This window comes from Pseudomonas sp. TH37, assembly GCF_016650735.1.
Lineage (GTDB): Bacteria > Pseudomonadota > Gammaproteobacteria > Pseudomonadales > Pseudomonadaceae > Aquipseudomonas > Aquipseudomonas farris.
The window spans coordinates 802,493-820,487 of sequence record NZ_JAEKFD010000002.1; the positions used below are offsets into that span (position 1 = coordinate 802,493).

Here is a 17,995-nt window from a genome sequence, read left to right on the forward strand (position 1 = left end):
TCTTGCATGAGTAAGTGACGAATCACGACAAGTTCCCGACGCGCTACAAAAACAATAGCCGCACAAGAACCGCACAGAATAGCCGCTCCTTTGTCCCAGAGCAGCTAAATGCAGGCTTTTGCCGCAAAACATGTCAGAAAAATGGATGAGCTCGGCCGTTTTGGGGCAGACTCGATGCTTTTCAACAGTATGACAAGGCTTCCCCATGACCTCTGCGTCCTCGGTTGATGAGCAACGATTCCGTAAACTCCTGAGCCGCAACGTCAGCCTGCCATTGGGTATGGGCATTATCAGCGCGGTTTTCTTCGTTTCGCTGATCAGCTACCTGCTGTCGGTGATCCAGTGGGTCCAGCACACCGACCGGGTGATCAATAATGCCAATGAAGCGATAAAGCTGACCGTCGATCTGGAAACCGGCATGCGCGGGTTCCTGCTTAGCGGCGACGAACATTTCCTTGATCCCTATGAGACGGCCAAGCCGAGAATCGCCGTCGCTCTCAATACCTTGCTCGAATTGACCGTCGACAATCCGGTCCAGACTGATCGTCTGCGCCGGCTCCAGGCCTTGCAGACGGAATGGGCTAATTACGCGCAATCGATGATCGATTTGCAACGCGCCAGCGGTGACTACCGTGGCGCCGTCAAGGCCGGACGCGGCAAGCGTCTGACCGATGAGATCCGCAAGCAATTCGAAGATGTCATCGATCTGGAACAGCAGTTGCGCGCCACTCGCAACGAGGAAGTGCGCCAAACCACGATTTGGAGCATCGCCCTTTATCTGCTGTTCGTGGCCGGTATCAGCGGATTGCTGGCCTACATTGGCCGTCGGGACTTGCTCAAACTGTCCCAAAGCTACAGCGCCAACCTCGCCGGGCAACAGGCCAGTGCCCGGCGCCTGGAACAGCAAGCCTGGTTACGCAACGGTCAGACCGAACTGGCCGAGCAAGTCTTGGGGCAGTTATCCCTCAATCTGTTGGGGCGCAACATTCTGCAGTTCTGCGCCCAATATTTAGGGACGGCTGTCGCGGCGATCTATGTCCGTGAGGATCATGGTGGCCTGAAACGCATCGCGTCTTACGGTTTCTCCCGGGAACAGGAAGCGCTTGAGCAGCAGATCTACAGTGGCGAAGGGATAATTGGCCAAGTGGCGCAACAGGGGCGCTTGATTCGTCTTGATGACGTACCGGGCGACTACTTCAAAGTCAGCTCCGGCCTGGGCGAAGGTTTGCCGCACAGCGTGCTGGTGGTGCCGACCAGCGACGACGATCGGGTCAACGGTGTGATCGAACTGGGGTTCCTGCGCACGCTGACCGATCGCGATGTTGAACTGCTCGAATTGATTGCCGGCAACATCGGTACCTCGATCGAGGCCGCCCGCTATCGCCAGCGCTTGCAGGAAGTGCTGGCCGAAGCCCAGCAACTCAACGAAGAGCTGCAAGTTCAGCAAGAAGAACTCAAGACCGCCAACGAAGAGCTGGAAGAGCAGTCGCGGATTCTCAAGGAATCCCAGGGCCACCTGGAAACCCAGCAGGTAGCGCTGGAGCAAACCAACGAACAACTCGCCAGGCAGGGGGAGATCCTGGTCGCGCAACGCGATGCCATGGACCTGAAGAACACTGAACTGAATCTGGCTCAAGTTGAGCTCGAAGCGCGCGCCGAAGAGTTGCAGCGCTCCAGCACGTACAAATCCGAATTCCTTGCCAACATGTCCCACGAGCTGCGCACGCCGCTGAACAGTTCGTTGATTCTGGCCAAACTGCTGGCGGAAAACCCGCAGGAAAACCTCAGCGCCGAGCAGGTCAAGTTCGCCGATTCGATCTACTCCGCCGGCAATGACTTGCTTAACCTGATCAACGATATTCTCGACATTTCCAAGGTCGAGGCCGGCAAGCTTGAGGTGCGTCCGGAGAACACCAATGTTGCGCGTCTGGTGGAAGGCCTGCGTGGCATGTTCCAGCCGATGGCCGCGGACAAGAAACTGGATTTCCGGGTGCAATTGCAGGCCGATGCACCGCTGACGCTGTTCACCGACCGCCAGCGGCTGGAGCAAGTGATCAAGAACCTGCTGTCCAACGCGGTGAAGTTCACCGAAAAGGGCACGGTCAACCTGAGCGTCGCTGCTCAGCCAGACAATGGCATCGCCTTTATCGTCCGCGATTCCGGTATCGGTATTGCGCCGGATCAGCAGGAAAGCATTTTCGAAGCCTTCCGTCAGGCCGATGGCACCTCCAATCGTCGTTACGGCGGCACCGGCCTGGGCTTGTCGATCTCTCGTGATCTGGCCACGTTATTGGGCGGCTCCATCAGTGTGACCAGCATGCCTGGGCAGGGTAGTGTGTTCACCCTGGTGTTGCCGCAGCACTATGTCGAGCCGGGCGACGCGCCTGTCGAGACGATGAAAGCCACGCCGGTGGTCATGCCGAAAAGTGCCGTGGTTACTGCGCCTGTGCCGCTGATTGCCGACGTCGACATTCCGCGTTTCGACGATGATCGCAACAAGGCGCCATTCGCCACTCGCTGCATTCTGGTGGTGGAGGATGAGCCGAACTTTGCGCACATCCTCTACGACCTGGCCCATGAATTGGGTTATCAGTGCCTGGTAGCCCACGGCGCCGACGAAGGCTACGACCTGGCCGGGCAGTTCATCCCTGATGCGATTCTGTTGGACATGCGCTTGCCGGATCATTCCGGGCTGACGGTATTGCAGCGCCTGAAAGAACATGCCGAAACCCGGCACATCCCGGTGCACGTGATTTCGGTCGAAGACCGCGTCGAAGCCGCCATGCACATGGGCGCCATCGGTTATGCGGTCAAGCCGACCACGCGTGAGGAACTCAAGGATGTGTTTGCCCGCCTCGAAGCCAAACTGACGCAGAAGGTCAAACGGGTGTTGCTGGTCGAAGATGACGATGTGCAGCGTGACAGCATCGCCCGACTGATTGGTGACGAGGACATCGAAATCACCGCTGTCGGCCTGGCGCAGGATGCGCTCGACTTGCTGCGCAGCACGATTTTCGATTGCATGATTATCGACCTGAAGCTGCCGGACATGCTCGGCAACGACTTGCTCAAACGTATGTCCACCGAAGATATCTGCTCGTTCCCGCCGGTGATCGTCTATACCGGACGTAACCTGACCCGGGACGAAGAGGCCGAGCTGCGCAAGTATTCGCGCTCGATCATCATCAAGGGCGCGCGCTCGCCCGAGCGGTTACTGGACGAAGTGACACTCTTTCTACACAAAGTCGAATCCCGGTTGTCCCAGGAACGCCAGACGATGCTCAAGACCGCCCGCAGTCGCGACAAGGTTTTCGAGGGACGTAAAGTGCTGCTGGTGGACGACGATGTACGCAACATCTTTGCCCTCACCAGCGCGCTGGAGCAGAAGGGCGCAATCGTGGTCATTGGCCGTAACGGCCGTGAAGCGATCGAGAAATTGAATGAAGTCGAGGACATCGATCTGGTGCTGATGGACGTGATGATGCCGGAGATGGATGGTTTCGAAGCCACCCTCGAAATCCGCAAGGACCCGCGCTGGCGCAAGCTGCCGATCATTGCAGTGACGGCGAAGGCCATGAAGGACGATCAGGAGCGCTGCTTACACGCCGGCGCCAACGACTACCTGGCCAAGCCCATCGATCTGGATCGTCTGTTCTCGTTGATTCGTGTGTGGTTACCGAAGATGGAACGCATCTAGTGGAGCGCAACACCGAAATCGAATTGCGCTTGTTGATTGAGGCGATCTACCTCAAGTACAGCTACGATTTTCGCGATTACTCCACCGCGTCGATCAAACGCCGGGTCAATCATGCCTTGAGTCAGTTTGAGTGCAAGACCATCTCGTCGCTGCAGGAGAAGGTTCTGCACGACCCGACCGCATTCATGCAATTGCTGCAATTGCTGACGATCCCGGTCAGCGAAATGTTCCGAGACCCTTCGCACTTCCTGGCGCTGCGTCAGGAAGTGGTGCCACTGCTCAAGACTTATCCGTCGATCAAGGTCTGGATCGCCGGTTGCAGCACCGGCGAAGAGGTCTATTCGATGGCGATTCTGCTGCGCGAAGAAGGCCTGCTGGATCGCACCATCATCTATGCCACCGACATCAACCCGCGCTCGCTGGATAAAGCCAGGCAGGGGATTTTTTCCCTGGAGAATGTTCGGGCCTACACTCACAACTACCAGCAGGCTGGTGGTCAGCGTTCATTCGCCGATTACTACACGGCGGCCTATGGCTACGCCATTTTCGACAAGAGCCTGTGCGACAACGTGACCTTCGCCGATCACAGCCTGGCCACCGACAGCGTGTTCTCGGAAACTCAATTAATTTCGTGTCGTAATGTATTGATTTACTTCAACAAAAAACTACAGCATCGCGCGTTCGGCTTGTTTCATGAATCCCTGTGTCATCGGGGTTTTCTGGCACTGGGCAGTAAGGAGACCCTGGATTTCTCGGCCTATGGCAATCAATTTGAAGCATTGGTCAAACCAGAACGGATATACCGCAAATCATGAACAGGGCAGTGCTGGATACTCATAGGCTGGATCTTCGCGGCATCAGCCATCTGCTTGTCGAGCTGGAAGGAGTCGCATGTTAAGTAGCATCCAGGCCAAATTACTGATCGTCGACGACCTGCCGGAAAACCTTCTGGCGCTCGAAGCATTGATCAGGCGCGAAGATCGTATCGTCTACAAAGCCCTGTCCGCCGACGAAGCCTTGTCGCTGTTGCTGCAGCATGAATTCGCGATGGCCATTCTCGATGTGCAGATGCCCGGCATGAACGGCTTCGAGCTGGCCGAGTTGATGCGCGGCACGGAAAAAACCAGAAACATCCCGATTGTGTTCGTCAGTGCCGCCGGCCGCGAGCTTAATTACGCGTTCAAGGGCTACGAAAGCGGTGCAGTAGACTTCTTGCACAAGCCGCTGGATGTTCACGCGGTCAAGAGCAAGGTCAATGTCTTCGTCGACCTGTATCGCCAGAGCAAAGCGATGAAGCATCAGGTCGAAGCGCTGGAGCACAGTCGCCGGGAGCAGGAGGCGCTGCTCAAACAGTTGCAGAATACCCAGAATGAGCTGGAGCAAGCGGTGCGCATGCGGGATGACTTCATGTCCATCGTGGCGCACGAAGTCCGTACGCCGCTCAACGGCCTGATTCTCGAAACCCAGTTGCGCAAAATGCACTTGGCCCGGGATAACGCCGCAGCCTTCACCCTGGACAAGATGCACGCCATGGTCGACCGCGATGAGCGGCAGATCAAAAGCCTGATTCGCCTGATCGAAGACATGCTCGATGTGTCGCGGATCCGTACTGGCAAGCTGTCGATTCGCCCCAGTCGGTTTGACCTGGTGCAACTGGTGAACAACCTTCTGCAAAACTTTGCACCGCAGGTCGAGGCCGCGGAGTCGTCGGTTACCTTGACGGCCGAGCAGCCCGTGTTGGGCCACTGGGACGAGTTCCGTATCGAACAAGTGATTTCCAACTTGTTGACCAATGCGCTGCGTTATGGCGCCAAGAGCCAGATCGACGTACGCGTGTACAATCAGCACGGGCAAGCGTGGGTTGAGGTTCAGGATCGCGGTATCGGGATCAGTGAAGAGAATCAGCAGCGCATTTTTCAGCAGTTCGAACGGGTTTCCGCCAAGGCCGTTGTAGCAGGGCTGGGCCTGGGGCTGTTTATTTCGGAGCAGATTGTCGCCGCCCACGGTGGCTCCATCACCGTCGAGAGCCGGATTGGCGAAGGCGCCTTGTTTCGCGTTTGTCTGCCGCTGCAGGAAAACAGCCCGATAAACGCAACCTCTGAGTGACCACACGGTCGTATCAGCAGCTATTGACCGAACAAAGGCTTTCCATGAGTGAAGATGCACAAGATGTGGTACTGATCGTCGAGGATGACCCTTCGATCTTGATGGTGCTGTCTGCTTATTTGTCGGGTGAGGGTTACCGGGTGCTACAAGCCGAAAACGGCGAGCAGGCCTTTGAAATTCTGGCGAGCAAACCGCATCTGGACATGATGATCACCGACTTCCGCTTGCCGGGGGGAATCTCTGGCGTGCAGATCGCCGAACCCGCCGTGAAATTGCGACCGGAGCTCAAGGTCATCTTCATCAGCGGCTATCCGCAGGAAATTCGCGAGACCGACAGCCCGATCACCCGCAAGGCGCCGATCCTGGCCAAGCCGTTCGATCTGGATGTGTTGCAACAGATCATGCAAGACATGCTGTCCTGAAGGCAGCTATATCGCTGACCAGCCGGCCCCTGTAGGAGCTGCCGAAGGCTGCGATCTTTTGATCTTTTTGCGCTCGCGCGACGGCCCCGGATCAAAAGATCGCAGCCTGCGGCAGCGCCTACACAAGAATCCTTCAGATTCTGATCATCTCCCGCACCTTCGCCGTCAACAAATCGAAGGTGAACGGCTTGGTGATCATCTGCATGCCTGGATCAAGAAAGCCACCGCGCACAGCGGCATGTTCGGCATACCCGGTGATGAACAATACCTTGAGATCAGGCCGATACTGCCGGCCGATTTCCGCCAGTTGCCGGCCGTTCATGCCCGGTAGCCCCACGTCGCTGATCAACAGGTCGATTCGCTGACCGGAGTCGAGAATCGGCACGGCGCTGTCAGCATCGCCGGCTTCAACGAAGGCGTAGCCCAATTCACTCAATACGGCGCTGACCAGGACTCGCACGGCGGGATCGTCTTCGACGATAAGCACGGTTTCGCCATTCCGGGCGTAAGGAGCGTGTTGGGCATCGACTTGGGTGTCCTGGAGCAGTTCTCCGCTGAAACGCGGCAAAAACAGACTGACCTTGGTGCCTTTTCCGACTTCACTTTGAATGCTGACGTGGCCGCCAGACTGTTTGCTGAAACCGTAAATCATCGACAAGCCCAGGCCCGTGCCCTGGCCGATGGGTTTGGTCGTGAAGAAAGGATCAAAGGCCCGGTTGATGGTGCTTTGCGGCATGCCGCAACCGGTATCGGTGACGCTCAGGACGATGTAATCGCCCGGTTGCAGATTGCTGTGTGCCTCGGTAAACCCCGTATCCAGATGCTGATTGGAGGTTTTGACCAGCAGCTTTCCGCCGTCGGGCATGGCGTCCCGGGCGTTTAGCACCAGATTGAGCAGGGCGCTTTCGAGTTGGTTGGGGTCGGCCTCGGCCACCCACAGTTGCTCGTCCAGCTGCATTTCAAGGTGAATGCTTTCATTGATGCTGCGCTGCAACAGTTCACCCATGGACACCACCAGGGTGTTCATCTGCACGGGTTTTGAATCCAGCGACTGGCGTCGGGAAAACGCCAGCAGACGATGCGTCAGGCCCGCCGCGCGGTTGGCTGAGGTCACCCCAAGATCGATCAGGCTGTCCAGGTCCTCGGTGCGTCCCCGGGCCAGGCGTCGACGCAGCAGCTCCAGGCTGCCGATGATGCCGGTGAGCATGTTGTTGAAGTCGTGGGCAATACCGCCGGTGAGTTGGCCGACCGCTTCCATTTTCTGCGACTGCCTGAGCACCTCTTCATTGTGGCGCAGTTGCGCGGTGCGTTCCTCGACCTGTTGCTCGAGGGTTTCCAGGGTGTTTTGCAGACGCAGTTCGCTTTGGCTCAGATCAATCAACCGGTCCCTGGCTTCATACTGCCGTCGTCGCCCGCGCAACGCTGTGGTGACCAGACTGATCAGCGTGACCGGATGAAACGGCCGCTCGAGAAAGGTCACGTTGCCCAGTTGCAGCCCGAGTCGCGATGCAGGGTTCTGCTCCGGGCCACCGTGGTGGGTCAGCAGTACGATCGGCAGATCCGACCACGCCGGTTGCTGCTCGATCAGGCCCAGCAGCGGTTCAAGGTTTGCGCCCAATAAGGCCTCGGAGGCAATCACCAGCAGGCCGGCACCCAGCGACAGTTCATTGCACAACGTGCCCAGATCGCGGGTGATGATCCCATCGAACCCTGCCTCGTTGAGCATCATCAGCGCAATCTGGCTGTCGCGTCCCAACGGCGCAAGAATGATCGCACGCTCGGACATTGCCTCCACGGCCGTCACTGGACATCTTCCTCAAGCAGCGGCTTGCTCGCGCCCAGGTAAGTGGGCACTCCACGCAATACACCCTGGAATGCATCCAGTGGTTCACCAATGGTCATGCCCTGGCTGCTGATGCGGTACTCGCGAATGGTCGATTCGTGGCTGCCGGTACGTTTCTTGATGATCGAGATCGCCCGGCGAACCTTGCCCAGGGCTTCGAAGTAGCGCAACAAGATGACGGTGTCGGCCAGATAGGTAATGTCGACGGGGGCCTGCATGTCACCGACCAGTCCATGTTGGGCGACGGTCATGAATGTCGCGGCGCCTTGGCGATTGAGGTACAGCAGCAACTCGTGCATGTGCAGCACCAGGGCATTTTCTTCGGGCATTGCCGCCTGATAGCCGTTGATACTGTCGATCACCACGGTTTTGATATTGCCTTCATCGACACAACGACGCACCCGGTAGGAGAACTCGCCGGGGGACAATTCGGCGGCGTCCACTTGCTCGATCAGCAAGTTGCCGGTGTCTTCCAGGGCCTTCAGGTCGATGCCGATGTTTTTCATCCGCTCGAACAGCAGCCCCAGTTCTTCATCGAAGATGAATAACGCGGCCTTTTCGCCACGGGCCACCGCCGCAGCGGCGAAGACCATCGAGATCAGCGATTTGCCGGTGCCGGCCGGGCCGAGGATCAAGGTGCTGGAGCCTGTCTCGATACCGCCGCCGAGCAGGGCATTCATTTCCGGGATGCCACTGGTCAACTGCTGGCGGATATAACGCCCGCGATGTTCGGCCGCCACCAGGCGCGGGAATACATGCACGCCGTCACCCATGATGGTGAAGTCATGGAAACCGCCCCGGTACTTCTGGCCGCGATACTTCACCACGCGGATACGCCGACGTTCGGCACCGTAATTGGGCGTCAATTCTTCGAGGCGAATCACCCCGTGGGCCACACTGTGCACGGTTTTGTCGAGGGCTTCGGTGGTCAGGTCGTCCAGCAGCAGCACCGTGGCCTCGTAGCGCACGAAGTAATGCTTGATGGCCAGAATCTGCCGGCGGTAGCGCAAAGAACTTTGGGCCAACAGGCGGATTTCGGACAAGCTGTCGACCACTACGCGGGTCGGCTTGACCCGTTCGACCGCTTCGAAAATCTGTTTGGTGGCTTCGCCCAGTTCCAGGTCCGAGGAATACAGCAGGCTCTGCTGATGCTCGGCATTGAGCAGGCTTTCCGGCGGCGTCAGCTCGAAGATGTGGATGTTCTCATCCAGTTCCCAGCCGTGGGACAACGCCCCTTGGCGCAGCTCGCGCTCGGTTTCAGACAAGGTGATGTACAACGAGCGCTCGCCGGCACGGGCGCCAGCCAACAGAAAATGCAAAGCGACGGTGGTTTTGCCGGTTCCGGGTTCACCCTCCAGCAAGAACACGTGGCCGCGGGACAATCCACCGGCCAAAATGTCATCCAGACCTTCAATGCCGGTGGCGGCTTTTGCACTGATCAACTCGTTAGACGTAGACAAGAAATGCCCTCTCATGACTAGGGGATGCGAGGCAACAGGCTGGAAGCGCCTGAGTAGACTGCCTGATCACTTGACCTTTCGCCGAGACGGCGGTTCAACCTTTTGTGTTTGTGTGTGGTTCTTGTACAAAAAAGCAAAGATCTTGATTAAAGCCCTTGCTGCAACGCCGGATCGTCGGGGTTGAGCTGTTCCAGCTGTGCCAGCAATATCTGCACGTTCTGCAACTGTCCGCTTTCCTTCCAATAGTTGATCAGCAGCACGCGCGCCTTGCGATCGGCCGGGTGGCGCTGGACGATTTCCTGCAACTGGTTCTGCGCCGCCTCCAGCTCCTGCTCACCGTGCAGCGTGGTGGCCAGGTCGTAGCGGTATTCCTTGTTGTCCGGCTCAAGCTCCACGGCTTTGGACAGCCCGAGCAGGGCGAACTCACTTTGCCCGTGATGCAGCAACCAGAGCCCCAGCGCATGTTGCAGGTAAGCCGAGTCAGGCTGGGCCTTTAACTGTTTCGCCAACAATTGCCTGGCGGCATCGCTTTGGCCCTGTTTATCCAGCACTTCGATCTGCATCACCAGTGCCGGCAGGTTGCCGGGCGCCAGTTGCAACGTGCGCTCCAAGGCCTGCTGCGCTTTCTTCAGCTCGGCATTGTGCAAGTGCAGGCGCGCCAGTTGGTATTGGGTTTCGGCGCTTTCCGGCTGACCCTTGAGGAGCTGCTCCCAGGCATCGATGGCTTGCTCCAAGGGGCCGAAGTACAACCCCAGTTCATCCGGCGTCAGACCTAATAAGGCATTGACCGCCGCAAACCGGACGCTCGGGTCGCTGTCATCGAGCAAGGGCCCCAGCAACAGGCTGCGCTGCCCACTGGGCACCAGCCCATTGATGCTTTTGATCGCTGCGATGCGCACATCCGCCGATGGATGTTGCAGGTCCGCATCCGCCAGTTTCAGGGCTTGCGGGCTTGGGTAGTTGGGCAGTTCGGCATGCAGCCAGACACGGCGCTTGGTTGACAGGTCAGGACGCCCCAATTGCTGATAAAGCACTCGCGCCGCGCCCGGTTGACCCGCACGTGCCTGGGCCAGCGCTTCGCTGTAGCCATGCTTGATCGCCGCCGGCACCACGGGCGTCGTGCTACGCAAGAAAAACCAGGCGAGGGCGAGGGCAAACAATACGCAGAGGCTGATGAGCAAGTAGCGGCGGGACTGAGGCATGCAGGAATCCGGGAGCTGGCAGGCTTTTGCAAAGCCACCAGCTTCGGTCAGGCCGGGCTGTGAGTCAAACCCAAGCTTGATTCAGCAGGTAGTCGTCGGCGAATTTGCCTACAGGTATTGTCGACACTGAAACCTGTCGAGGCACTGAAGCAATGACTACGCTTGCTGGAGATGACTTAATGAGCGCTCTCATGCAACCGCTGCTTCAATATTTCAAGGCGATACTCAACCCCGGACGAGAGGTGCTGCTGTTCGCCCTGAGGACCATTGTGGCCGGGCTACTGACGTTGTACCTGGCCTTCCTGTTCGACCTTGAGCAGCCCAAGTGGTCGATCATGGCGGTGGTCATCGTCAGCCAGCCGTTGGGCGGCATGGCCCTGGCCCGAAGTTTCGGTCAGGTCATCGGCACCACGTTAGGAGCGGTGGTGGCGGTGTTGATCATGGCGATCTTCCCCCAGGCGCCCCTGCCTTTCATCCTCACCCTGGCCTTGTGGTTGGCATTCTGTACCGCCGGCGGCACCTTGTTGCGCTACACCAGCTCCCAGGCATTTGTGCTGAGCGGGTACACGGCGGTGGTCGTGGCGCTGCTGGCGGTACCCGATCAGGAAGGCACGTTCCTGCTAGCCGTCACTCGTGTGACCGAAACGCTTTTGGCGGTGGCTTGCGTGTGCGTAGTAGGGTCGAGTTGATGAGCGGCGAGACCTTCGGCGGCACCGTGCAAAGCATCGCTTTTGCTATCGCCGACCGCGAGAACTCCCCCGGCAGTCGCCTGCTAGCCAGCATCAACCCCAGTTACACTTGGGTCAAGCTGGCGCAACGAGTGCCGGTGCGGATTCAGATCGATGCTGACTATGTCGCTAAAAACCGTCTGAGGGCCGGGACCACGGCCACCGTGACAGTCCTGGAAAGCCGCGAGACTCAAGAACACCGCTAACCCTGTGGGAGCGGGCTTGCCCGCGATGGCGGTGGGTCAGCCAACATCAACGCTGAATGTGCAATCGTCATCGCGGGCAAGCCCGCTCCCACAGGGGAATGTGGTGGATTCAACAAGCGTGCAGACAAAAAAAAGCCCCGCGACCGAATGAGGCGCGGGGCAAAAGAATTGGTTGGTTGCGGCCAACCAAAGGAGCTCTTTAAAACGTTACTTGCTGGCGACCGTCTCTGGTTGCCAGCCGCCGCCGAGGGCTTTGTAGATTGCGACAATGCCGCGATACAAATCGACTTCGGCCTGGGCCTGGGTGTCTTCCGCTGCCAGGCGCTCACGCTGAGCATCGAGCAGCACGAGGAAGTCCACGGTGCCTTCGCGGTAGCGAATGTCGGCGAGATCGGCAGCGGCGCGGCTTGATTCGCTTTGACGAATCAGCGAGATCAGGCGCTGCTGACGTTTACCGTAATCGCTGAAGGCGTTTTCCGACTCTTCCAGCGCCAACAGGACTTGCTGCTCGTAGGTCGCCAGGGCGCCTTCGGCTTCAGCGTCGGCACCACGCAAACGGGCGCGCACGCTGCCCAGGTCGAACGCCGCCCAGGTAATGCTTGGGCCCAGTGCCCAGGCGTTGGCCGCCGAGGAACCGATCTGCGAACCGCGCCCGGCAGTGAAGCCGAGGAAGCCGCTGAGGCTGACCCGTGGGAACAAATCAGCCTTGGCCACGCCAATACGGGCGGTGGCGGCCGCCAGTTGGCGTTCGGCGCTGCGGATGTCTGGACGCCGTTGCAGCAGTTCGCCCGGATCACCGATCGGCAGGGCCTTGGCGATCGCCGGCAAGTCTTTTGGACTCAGGTCGACGGTCAGCTTGTCCGGACGCTCACCCAGCAGGGTGGCGATGCGGTTGCGCTGACGCACCTGTTCGGCCTGCAGTTGCGGCACGCTGGCTTCCACAGAGGCCAGACGCGCATCGGCGCGAACCACGTCCAGCTGATCGCCGACACCGGCATCACGCAGGCTTTCGGTGATCTTGCGCGATTCCTGCTGGTTGTTCAGGTTGGCCAGGGCGATCTTTTCCCGCAACTGCGCACCGCGCAGTTGGCCGTAGGCGTCCACCAGTTCGGCAATCATGGTGACTTGCAGTTGGTAAAGATCGGCTTCGGCGGCCTGCTGTTCGGCGTCGCTGGATTCCAGGTTGCGCTGGATGCGACCGAACAAGTCCAGTTCCCAGGCCATGTCCAGCCCCAGGTCATAGCGTTCACTGCTGACGCGTTTAGTGGTCTGGCCGGGAATCTGTCCTTTGGCCAAATCACTGCTCGCGCGGCTGGTGATGGTCGGCATGGCGTCGTTGCTGACGTCATCGCGAATCGCCCGGGCCGCTTTCCAGCGGGCGAAGGCCACGCGCAAATCACGGTTGCCTTGCAAGGATTGCGTCACCAGCTGGTTGAGGGTCGGATCCTCGAACTGCTGCCACCAGATGCCTTCGAAACGGGCGCGGTCAAAATTCTTCTGACCGGCGCTGCCATCGGTGGCGGCCGTGATGTTGGCCGCCTCCGTCGCTGGGGTTTTGTAATCCGGGCCAACGGCGCAGGCACTCAGGGCCAGTACCAGAAGGCTCGGCAGGAAGGCTTTCAGGCTCATTGTTGCGCCTCCACTTGCTTTTCCAATTTCAGCGCCTTGGCCGCTTTGCGCGCTTCACCGCGCTCCACAAAGTTGCGAATCAGTACGTAGAACACCGGCGTCAGCAACAGACCGAAGAAGGTCACCCCGAGCATCCCGGAGAACACCGCCACACCCATGGCATGACGCATTTCGGCACCGGCACCGCTGGAGAAAACCAGAGGCACAACACCCATGATGAACGCGAAGGAGGTCATCAGGATCGGCCGCAGACGCAGACGGCAAGCTTCCAGTACCGCTGCCAACGGGCCGAGGCCTTCTTCCTGTTTATCCTTGGCAAACTCGACGATCAGAATCGCGTTCTTACACGCAAGTCCCACCAGTACGATCAAGCCGATCTGGGTGAAGATGTTGTTGTCGCCGCCCGAGGCAATCACACCAGTAATGGCCGACAGCAGGGTCATCGGAACGATCAGGATCACCGCCAGTGGCAGGCTCCAGCTCTCGTATTGAGCCGCGAGCACCAGGAACGCCAGCAGTACGCAGAGCGGGAACACGAACAGCGCCGTATTGCCGGACAGAATCTGCTGGTAGGTCAGGTCGGTCCACTCGTAGGTCATGCCGTTGGGTAATTCGTCCTTGAGCAGTTTCTCGATGGCTTTCTCGGCCTGGCCGGAGCTGTAGCCGGGGGCTGCCGCACCGTTGATTTCAGCGGTGATGAAGCCGTTGTAGTGCATCACGCGGTCCGGCCCCGAGGTGTCGCTGACCTTGATGAAGGTCGCCAGCGGAATCATCTCGCCCCGGTTGTTACGCACTTTCAGCTGACCGATCTGGTCCGATTCGAGGCGGAACTGTTGCTCAGCCTGAACGTTGACCTGATAGGTGCGACCGAAGCGGTTGAAGTCGTTGGCATACAGCGAACCCAGGTAGATCTGCAGGGTGTCGAAGATGTCACTGACGGCAACGCCGTGGGTCTTGGCTTTTTCCCGGTCGATGGCGGCATCGACCTGCGGTACGTTCACGGTGTAGCTGGTGAACAGGCCTGCCAGTTCCGGCACGCTGTGGCTTTTGGTGATGATGTTCATGGTTTCTTTGTACAGCTCGTCATAGCCCAGGTTGCCCCGGTCTTCGATCTGCAGGCGGAAACCGCCAATGGTCCCCAGGCCTTGTACCGGCGGCGGCGGGAAGATCGCCATGTAGGCTTCCTGAATCCCGGCGTACTGGCCGTTCAATGCACCGGCAATCGCACCGGCGGACATGCTCGGATCCTTACGCTCGTCGAATGGTTTGAGGGTGACGAACACGATGCCGGAGTTAGGGCTGTTGGTGAAGCCGTTGATCGACAGACCCGGGAAGGCCACCGCGCTTTCCACACCAGGCTGTTTCAGGGCCAGGTCGGACATGCGCTTGATCACATCTTCGGTACGGTCCAGGCTCGCGGCATCCGGCAGTTGCGCGAAGGCCACCAGGTATTGCTTGTCCTGGCCGGGTACGAAACCGGTCGGGGTGTTGGAGAAACCGAAGAACGTCAACACCATCAGGCCGGCATACACAAGCAGGGCGATACCGCTGCTGCGGATAACCCGGCCCACGGTGCCGACATAGCCGTGGCTGGCCTTGTCAAAGAAACGGTTGAACGGACGGAACAACCAACCGCCGAAGATTTTGTCCAGAACCTTGGAAAAACGGTCTTTCGGCGCGTCATGACTCTTGAGCAATACCGCAGCCAGAGCCGGCGACAAGGTCAACGAGTTGAAGGCCGAGATCACGGTCGAGATCGCAATCGTCAGGGCGAACTGTTTATAGAACTGCCCGGTCAACCCGGAGATGAACGCAGCCGGGATAAACACTGCGCACAACACCAGCGCCGTCGCGATGATAGGGCCGGTCACTTCACGCATCGCACGCTTGGTGGCTTCTACAGGGGCTAATCCGAGCCCGATGTTTCGCTCGACGTTCTCCACCACCACAATCGCATCGTCGACCACGATACCGATGGCCAGTACCAGCCCGAACAGCGACAGGGCGTTCAATGAGAAGCCGAACAGGTGCATCACGGCAAACGTACCGATCAGCGAAACCGGCACCGCCACCAATGGGATGATCGAGGCGCGCCAGGTTTGCAGGAACAGGATCACCACGAGCACAACCAGGATCAGCGCTTCGAAGAGGGTGTGAACCACCGCTTCGATCGAGCCGCGCACGAAGATCGTCGGGTCATAGACGATGCTGAAGTCCATGCCTTCCGGGAAGTTCTTCTTCAGCTCGGCCATTTTCTCCCGAACATCGTTGGAGATCTGGATCGCATTGGAGCCAGGGCGCTGGAAGATCGGGATCGCCACCGCCGGCTGGTTGTCCAGCAGGGAGCGCAGGGCGTATTGGCTGGAGCCGAGTTCGACGCGAGCGATGTCTTTCAGACGAGTGATTTCACCATTTTCGCCGGAGCGAATGATGATGTTCTCAAACTCTTCTTCGGAAACCAGACGGCCTTGCGTGTTCACCGACAGCTGGAACGCGGTGGCATTCGGCGCAGGCGGAGCGCCCAGGGCACCGGCCGCCACTTGACGGTTCTGTTCACGAATCGCGGTGACCACATCGGTGGCGGTCAGGTTACGCGAAGCAGTCTTGTTCGGATCGAGCCATACCCGCAACGAGTAATCGCCCATACCGAACAGCTGCACGTCACCGACACCGCCCAGACGCGCCAACTCATCCTTGATGTTGAGCAAGGCGTAGTTGGACAGGTAAAGCATGTCGTAGCGTTTGTCCGGCGAGGTCAAGTGCACAACCATGGTCAGGTCGGGCGACGCCTTGTCCACAGTGATACCGATGCGCGTCACTTCCTCGGGAAGTTTGGGCTCGGTCCGGGTCACGCGGTTCTGAACCTGTACCTGCGCGTTATCCAGGTCAGTGCCCAGGGCGAAGGTGATGGTCAGGGTGATCTTGCCGTCAGCGGTGGACTGCGAGGACATGTACAGCATGTTCTCGACGCCGGTGATGGCTTGCTCCAACGGAGCGGCCACGGTTTCACCGATGACTTTAGGGTTGGCGCCCGGGAAGTTGGCACGGACCACAACGGTCGGCGGCACGACTTCCGGGTATTCGCTGATCGGCAACTGGAACAGCGAGATGGCGCCGGCGATCAGGATCAGCAGCGACAGTACCGCTGCAAAGATCGGCCGTGAAATGAAGAATTGGGAAAAATTCATCGGAGTAATTGTCCCTTAACCGCGTGGAGTGGCAGCTGCCACTTTCACAACTGCACCCGGCGCGACCTTGGCAGGTGCGACTTGAGGCAGGTTGCTGGCTTCCAGCGCTTGTCGTTGTTGTGCGAGGGCCGCGAGGGTTTCCTGGCTGGCCATCGGGATCACTTCAGGGGTGACCGGTGAACCAGGGCGAACCCGTTGCAAGCCCTTGACGATGATGGTGTCGTCCTTGTTCAGGCCACTGCGCACGATGCGCAGACCTTCGATCTTCGGACCCAGCTCGACAGGGCGGTAAGCCGTTTTGTTGTCGGCATCCATCACCAGCACGAACTTTTTACCCAGGTCGGTACCGACCGCTTCGTCGTTGATCAACACCGCGGAGTAAGTGCCGCTGCCCACCAGTTTCAGGCGTGCATAAAGACCCGGGGTGTAAGTGCCGTCGCTGTTGTCGAACACCGCACGACCGCGGATGGTGCCGGTCTTCGGGTTGACCTGGTTGTCGACGAAGTTCATCTGACCCTGGTGCGGGTTGCCGTCTTCATTGGACAGGCCGAGGTAAACCGGGGTAGTTGCACCGCGTTGACCCTGGCGGGCGAGCTGGGTGTATTTAAGGAAGACACGCTCGTCGGCGTCGAAGTAGGCGTAGACCTTGTCGGTGGACACCACGCTGGTCAGCGCGGTGGTATCGGCGGTAACGAGGTTGCCGGCGGTGATTTCCGCACGGCTGACACGGCCGCTGATAGGCGCAGTGACGCGGGTGAAGCTGAGGTTCAGTTTGGCCAGGTCCAGTTGCGCCTGGAGGGCGCCGACGGCAGCGCGGGCTTCTTGAGCCGCGCTGGTGCGCGAGTCGGCGAGTTCAGCGGAAATCGCGTTGCTGGTGCGCAGACGTTCGCCGCGCTGGGATTCGTTTTCGCTGCGGGTGGCGGTGGCACGAGCCTGGGCAACCAGGGCTTCGAGGCGGCGGACCTCAGCCTGGAATGGACGCGGGTCGATCTGGAACAACAGATCGCCTTTCTTGACCAGCGCGCCTTCGGTGAAGGCCACGTCATCGATCTGGCCGGAAACCCGTGGACGAATCTCTACCGTTTCCGGCGCTTCAAGGCGCCCGGTGAATTCGTCCCACTCGTTGACCGGTTGTTCCAGCACCTTGGCCACGCTGACCTTGGCCGCGGGCATGGTGGCGGCAGCGTCCGGGGTCTTGCCGCAAGCGCTCATCACCAGCACGGCCAACACGGCCAAGGGGAAGCGCAAATGTTTGAGTGACTGTTCCATGGATGCATCCGCCAATGTATTGAGATGGACGGATGATGCTTGGCGGGGTTGTATGGCACGAATCGAATGAACCGAAGGTAACTATCATTCGGAATGATATAAGCTCAAAGCGAGCCCTCTAGCATGCACCTTCCGTTAGTGGGCTATCAAATGAAATGATGACAAATCAGTGTTGCAGGGAGTGTAAGGGATTGGCCCGAAACCGTGTCACGGCTTTCGCGGGCAAGCCTCAACCCAAAACTCAG

10 protein-coding genes and 2 pseudogenes are annotated in these 17,995 nt (G+C 59.1%); 6 read left to right on the plus strand and 6 right to left on the minus strand.

Translation table 11 applies throughout. The annotated features are described in order from the left end of the window. Positions 1-205: 205 nt before the first annotated feature. From JFU11_RS08715 to JFU11_RS08730, 4 genes are all read left to right on the plus strand, one after another. Positions 206-3,697, plus strand: coding sequence for a response regulator (locus tag JFU11_RS08715; RefSeq protein ID WP_201060380.1), 3,492 nt, complete (start codon positions 206-208; stop codon positions 3,695-3,697). Further along, complete coding sequence (locus JFU11_RS08720) at positions 3,697-4,512, plus strand: protein-glutamate O-methyltransferase CheR (RefSeq protein WP_123722843.1); 816 nt, start codon at positions 3,697-3,699, stop codon at positions 4,510-4,512. The genes JFU11_RS08715 and JFU11_RS08720 overlap by 1 nt, the downstream gene beginning before the upstream one ends. Before the next feature lie 76 nt (positions 4,513-4,588). Continuing rightward, positions 4,589-5,803, plus strand: a complete 1,215-nt coding sequence (locus tag JFU11_RS08725; protein ID WP_123722842.1) for a hybrid sensor histidine kinase/response regulator — start codon at positions 4,589-4,591, stop codon at positions 5,801-5,803. A gap of 44 nt (positions 5,804-5,847) precedes the next feature. Next, positions 5,848-6,225, plus strand: coding sequence for a response regulator (locus JFU11_RS08730; protein WP_038983388.1), 378 nt, complete (start codon positions 5,848-5,850; stop codon positions 6,223-6,225). A gap of 133 nt (positions 6,226-6,358) precedes the next feature. Here JFU11_RS08730 and JFU11_RS08735 read toward each other — a convergent pair whose 3' ends face one another. The 3 genes from JFU11_RS08735 to JFU11_RS08745 all read right to left on the minus strand — a co-directional run bounded on the left by JFU11_RS08735 (position 6,359) and on the right by JFU11_RS08745 (position 10,730). Continuing rightward, on the minus strand, positions 6,359-8,029 hold the full coding sequence (locus tag JFU11_RS08735; RefSeq protein ID WP_201060382.1) for an ATP-binding protein: 1,671 nt from the start codon (positions 8,027-8,029) through the stop codon (positions 6,359-6,361). Next, positions 8,026-9,528, minus strand: a complete 1,503-nt coding sequence (locus JFU11_RS08740) for an ATPase domain-containing protein (protein WP_201060383.1) — start codon at positions 9,526-9,528, stop codon at positions 8,026-8,028. The genes JFU11_RS08735 and JFU11_RS08740 overlap by 4 nt, the downstream gene beginning before the upstream one ends. A gap of 146 nt (positions 9,529-9,674) precedes the next feature. Then, entirely contained in the window at positions 9,675-10,730 is a 1,056-nt protein-coding gene (locus tag JFU11_RS08745) for a tetratricopeptide repeat protein (RefSeq protein WP_201060384.1), read from the minus strand. Between the two features lie 179 nt (positions 10,731-10,909). On the opposite strand from JFU11_RS08745, the pseudogene JFU11_RS08750 reads away from it, so the two are divergent. Both JFU11_RS08750 and JFU11_RS08755 read left to right on the plus strand, forming a co-directional pair. Continuing rightward, a pseudogene (locus tag JFU11_RS08750) lies at positions 10,910-11,407 on the plus strand (FUSC family protein); the annotation flags it as partial. After that, a pseudogene (locus JFU11_RS08755) lies at positions 11,395-11,664 on the plus strand (HlyD family secretion protein); the annotation flags it as partial. The pseudogenes JFU11_RS08750 and JFU11_RS08755, both read left to right, overlap by 13 nt. A 207-nt stretch (positions 11,665-11,871) precedes the next feature. On the opposite strand, the gene JFU11_RS08760 reads toward JFU11_RS08755, so the two are convergent. The 3 genes from JFU11_RS08760 to mexE are packed head-to-tail and all read right to left on the minus strand — an operon-like array spanning position 11,872 to position 17,750. Next, the gene (locus JFU11_RS08760) at positions 11,872-13,293 is read right to left on the minus strand and encodes an efflux transporter outer membrane subunit (RefSeq protein WP_123722836.1); all 1,422 of its coding nucleotides are present in this window, start codon (positions 13,291-13,293) and stop codon (positions 11,872-11,874) included. Next, positions 13,290-16,481: an efflux RND transporter permease subunit gene (locus JFU11_RS08765; RefSeq protein WP_201060387.1), complete on the minus strand. Its 3,192-nt coding sequence runs from the start codon at positions 16,479-16,481 to the stop codon at positions 13,290-13,292. Before JFU11_RS08765 ends, JFU11_RS08760 begins: the two co-directional genes overlap by 4 nt. 15 nt (positions 16,482-16,496) lie before the next feature. Beyond that, positions 16,497-17,750 (minus strand): multidrug efflux RND transporter periplasmic adaptor subunit MexE, encoded by a 1,254-nt coding sequence (mexE, locus tag JFU11_RS08770; RefSeq protein ID WP_201060388.1) that lies wholly within the window; start codon positions 17,748-17,750, stop codon positions 16,497-16,499. Positions 17,751-17,995 lie beyond the last annotated feature (245 nt).

Excerpts from the sequence above, each read along its gene's own strand:
- JFU11_RS08715 (WP_201060380.1), top strand. The coding sequence starts at position 206 with ATGACCTCTGCGTCCTCGGTTGATGAGCAACGATTCCGTAAACTCCTG.
- JFU11_RS08725 (WP_123722842.1), top strand. The coding sequence starts at position 4,589 with ATGTTAAGTAGCATCCAGGCCAAATTACTGATCGTCGACGACCTGCCG.
- JFU11_RS08730 (WP_038983388.1), top strand. The coding sequence starts at position 5,848 with ATGAGTGAAGATGCACAAGATGTGGTACTGATCGTCGAGGATGACCCT.
- JFU11_RS08745 (WP_201060384.1), bottom strand. The coding sequence starts at position 10,730 with ATGCCTCAGTCCCGCCGCTACTTGCTCATCAGCCTCTGCGTATTGTTT.
- JFU11_RS08760 (WP_123722836.1), bottom strand. The coding sequence starts at position 13,293 with ATGAGCCTGAAAGCCTTCCTGCCGAGCCTTCTGGTACTGGCCCTGAGT.
- JFU11_RS08765 (WP_201060387.1), bottom strand. The coding sequence starts at position 16,481 with ATGAATTTTTCCCAATTCTTCATTTCACGGCCGATCTTTGCAGCGGTA.
- mexE (WP_201060388.1), bottom strand. The coding sequence starts at position 17,750 with ATGGAACAGTCACTCAAACATTTGCGCTTCCCCTTGGCCGTGTTGGCC.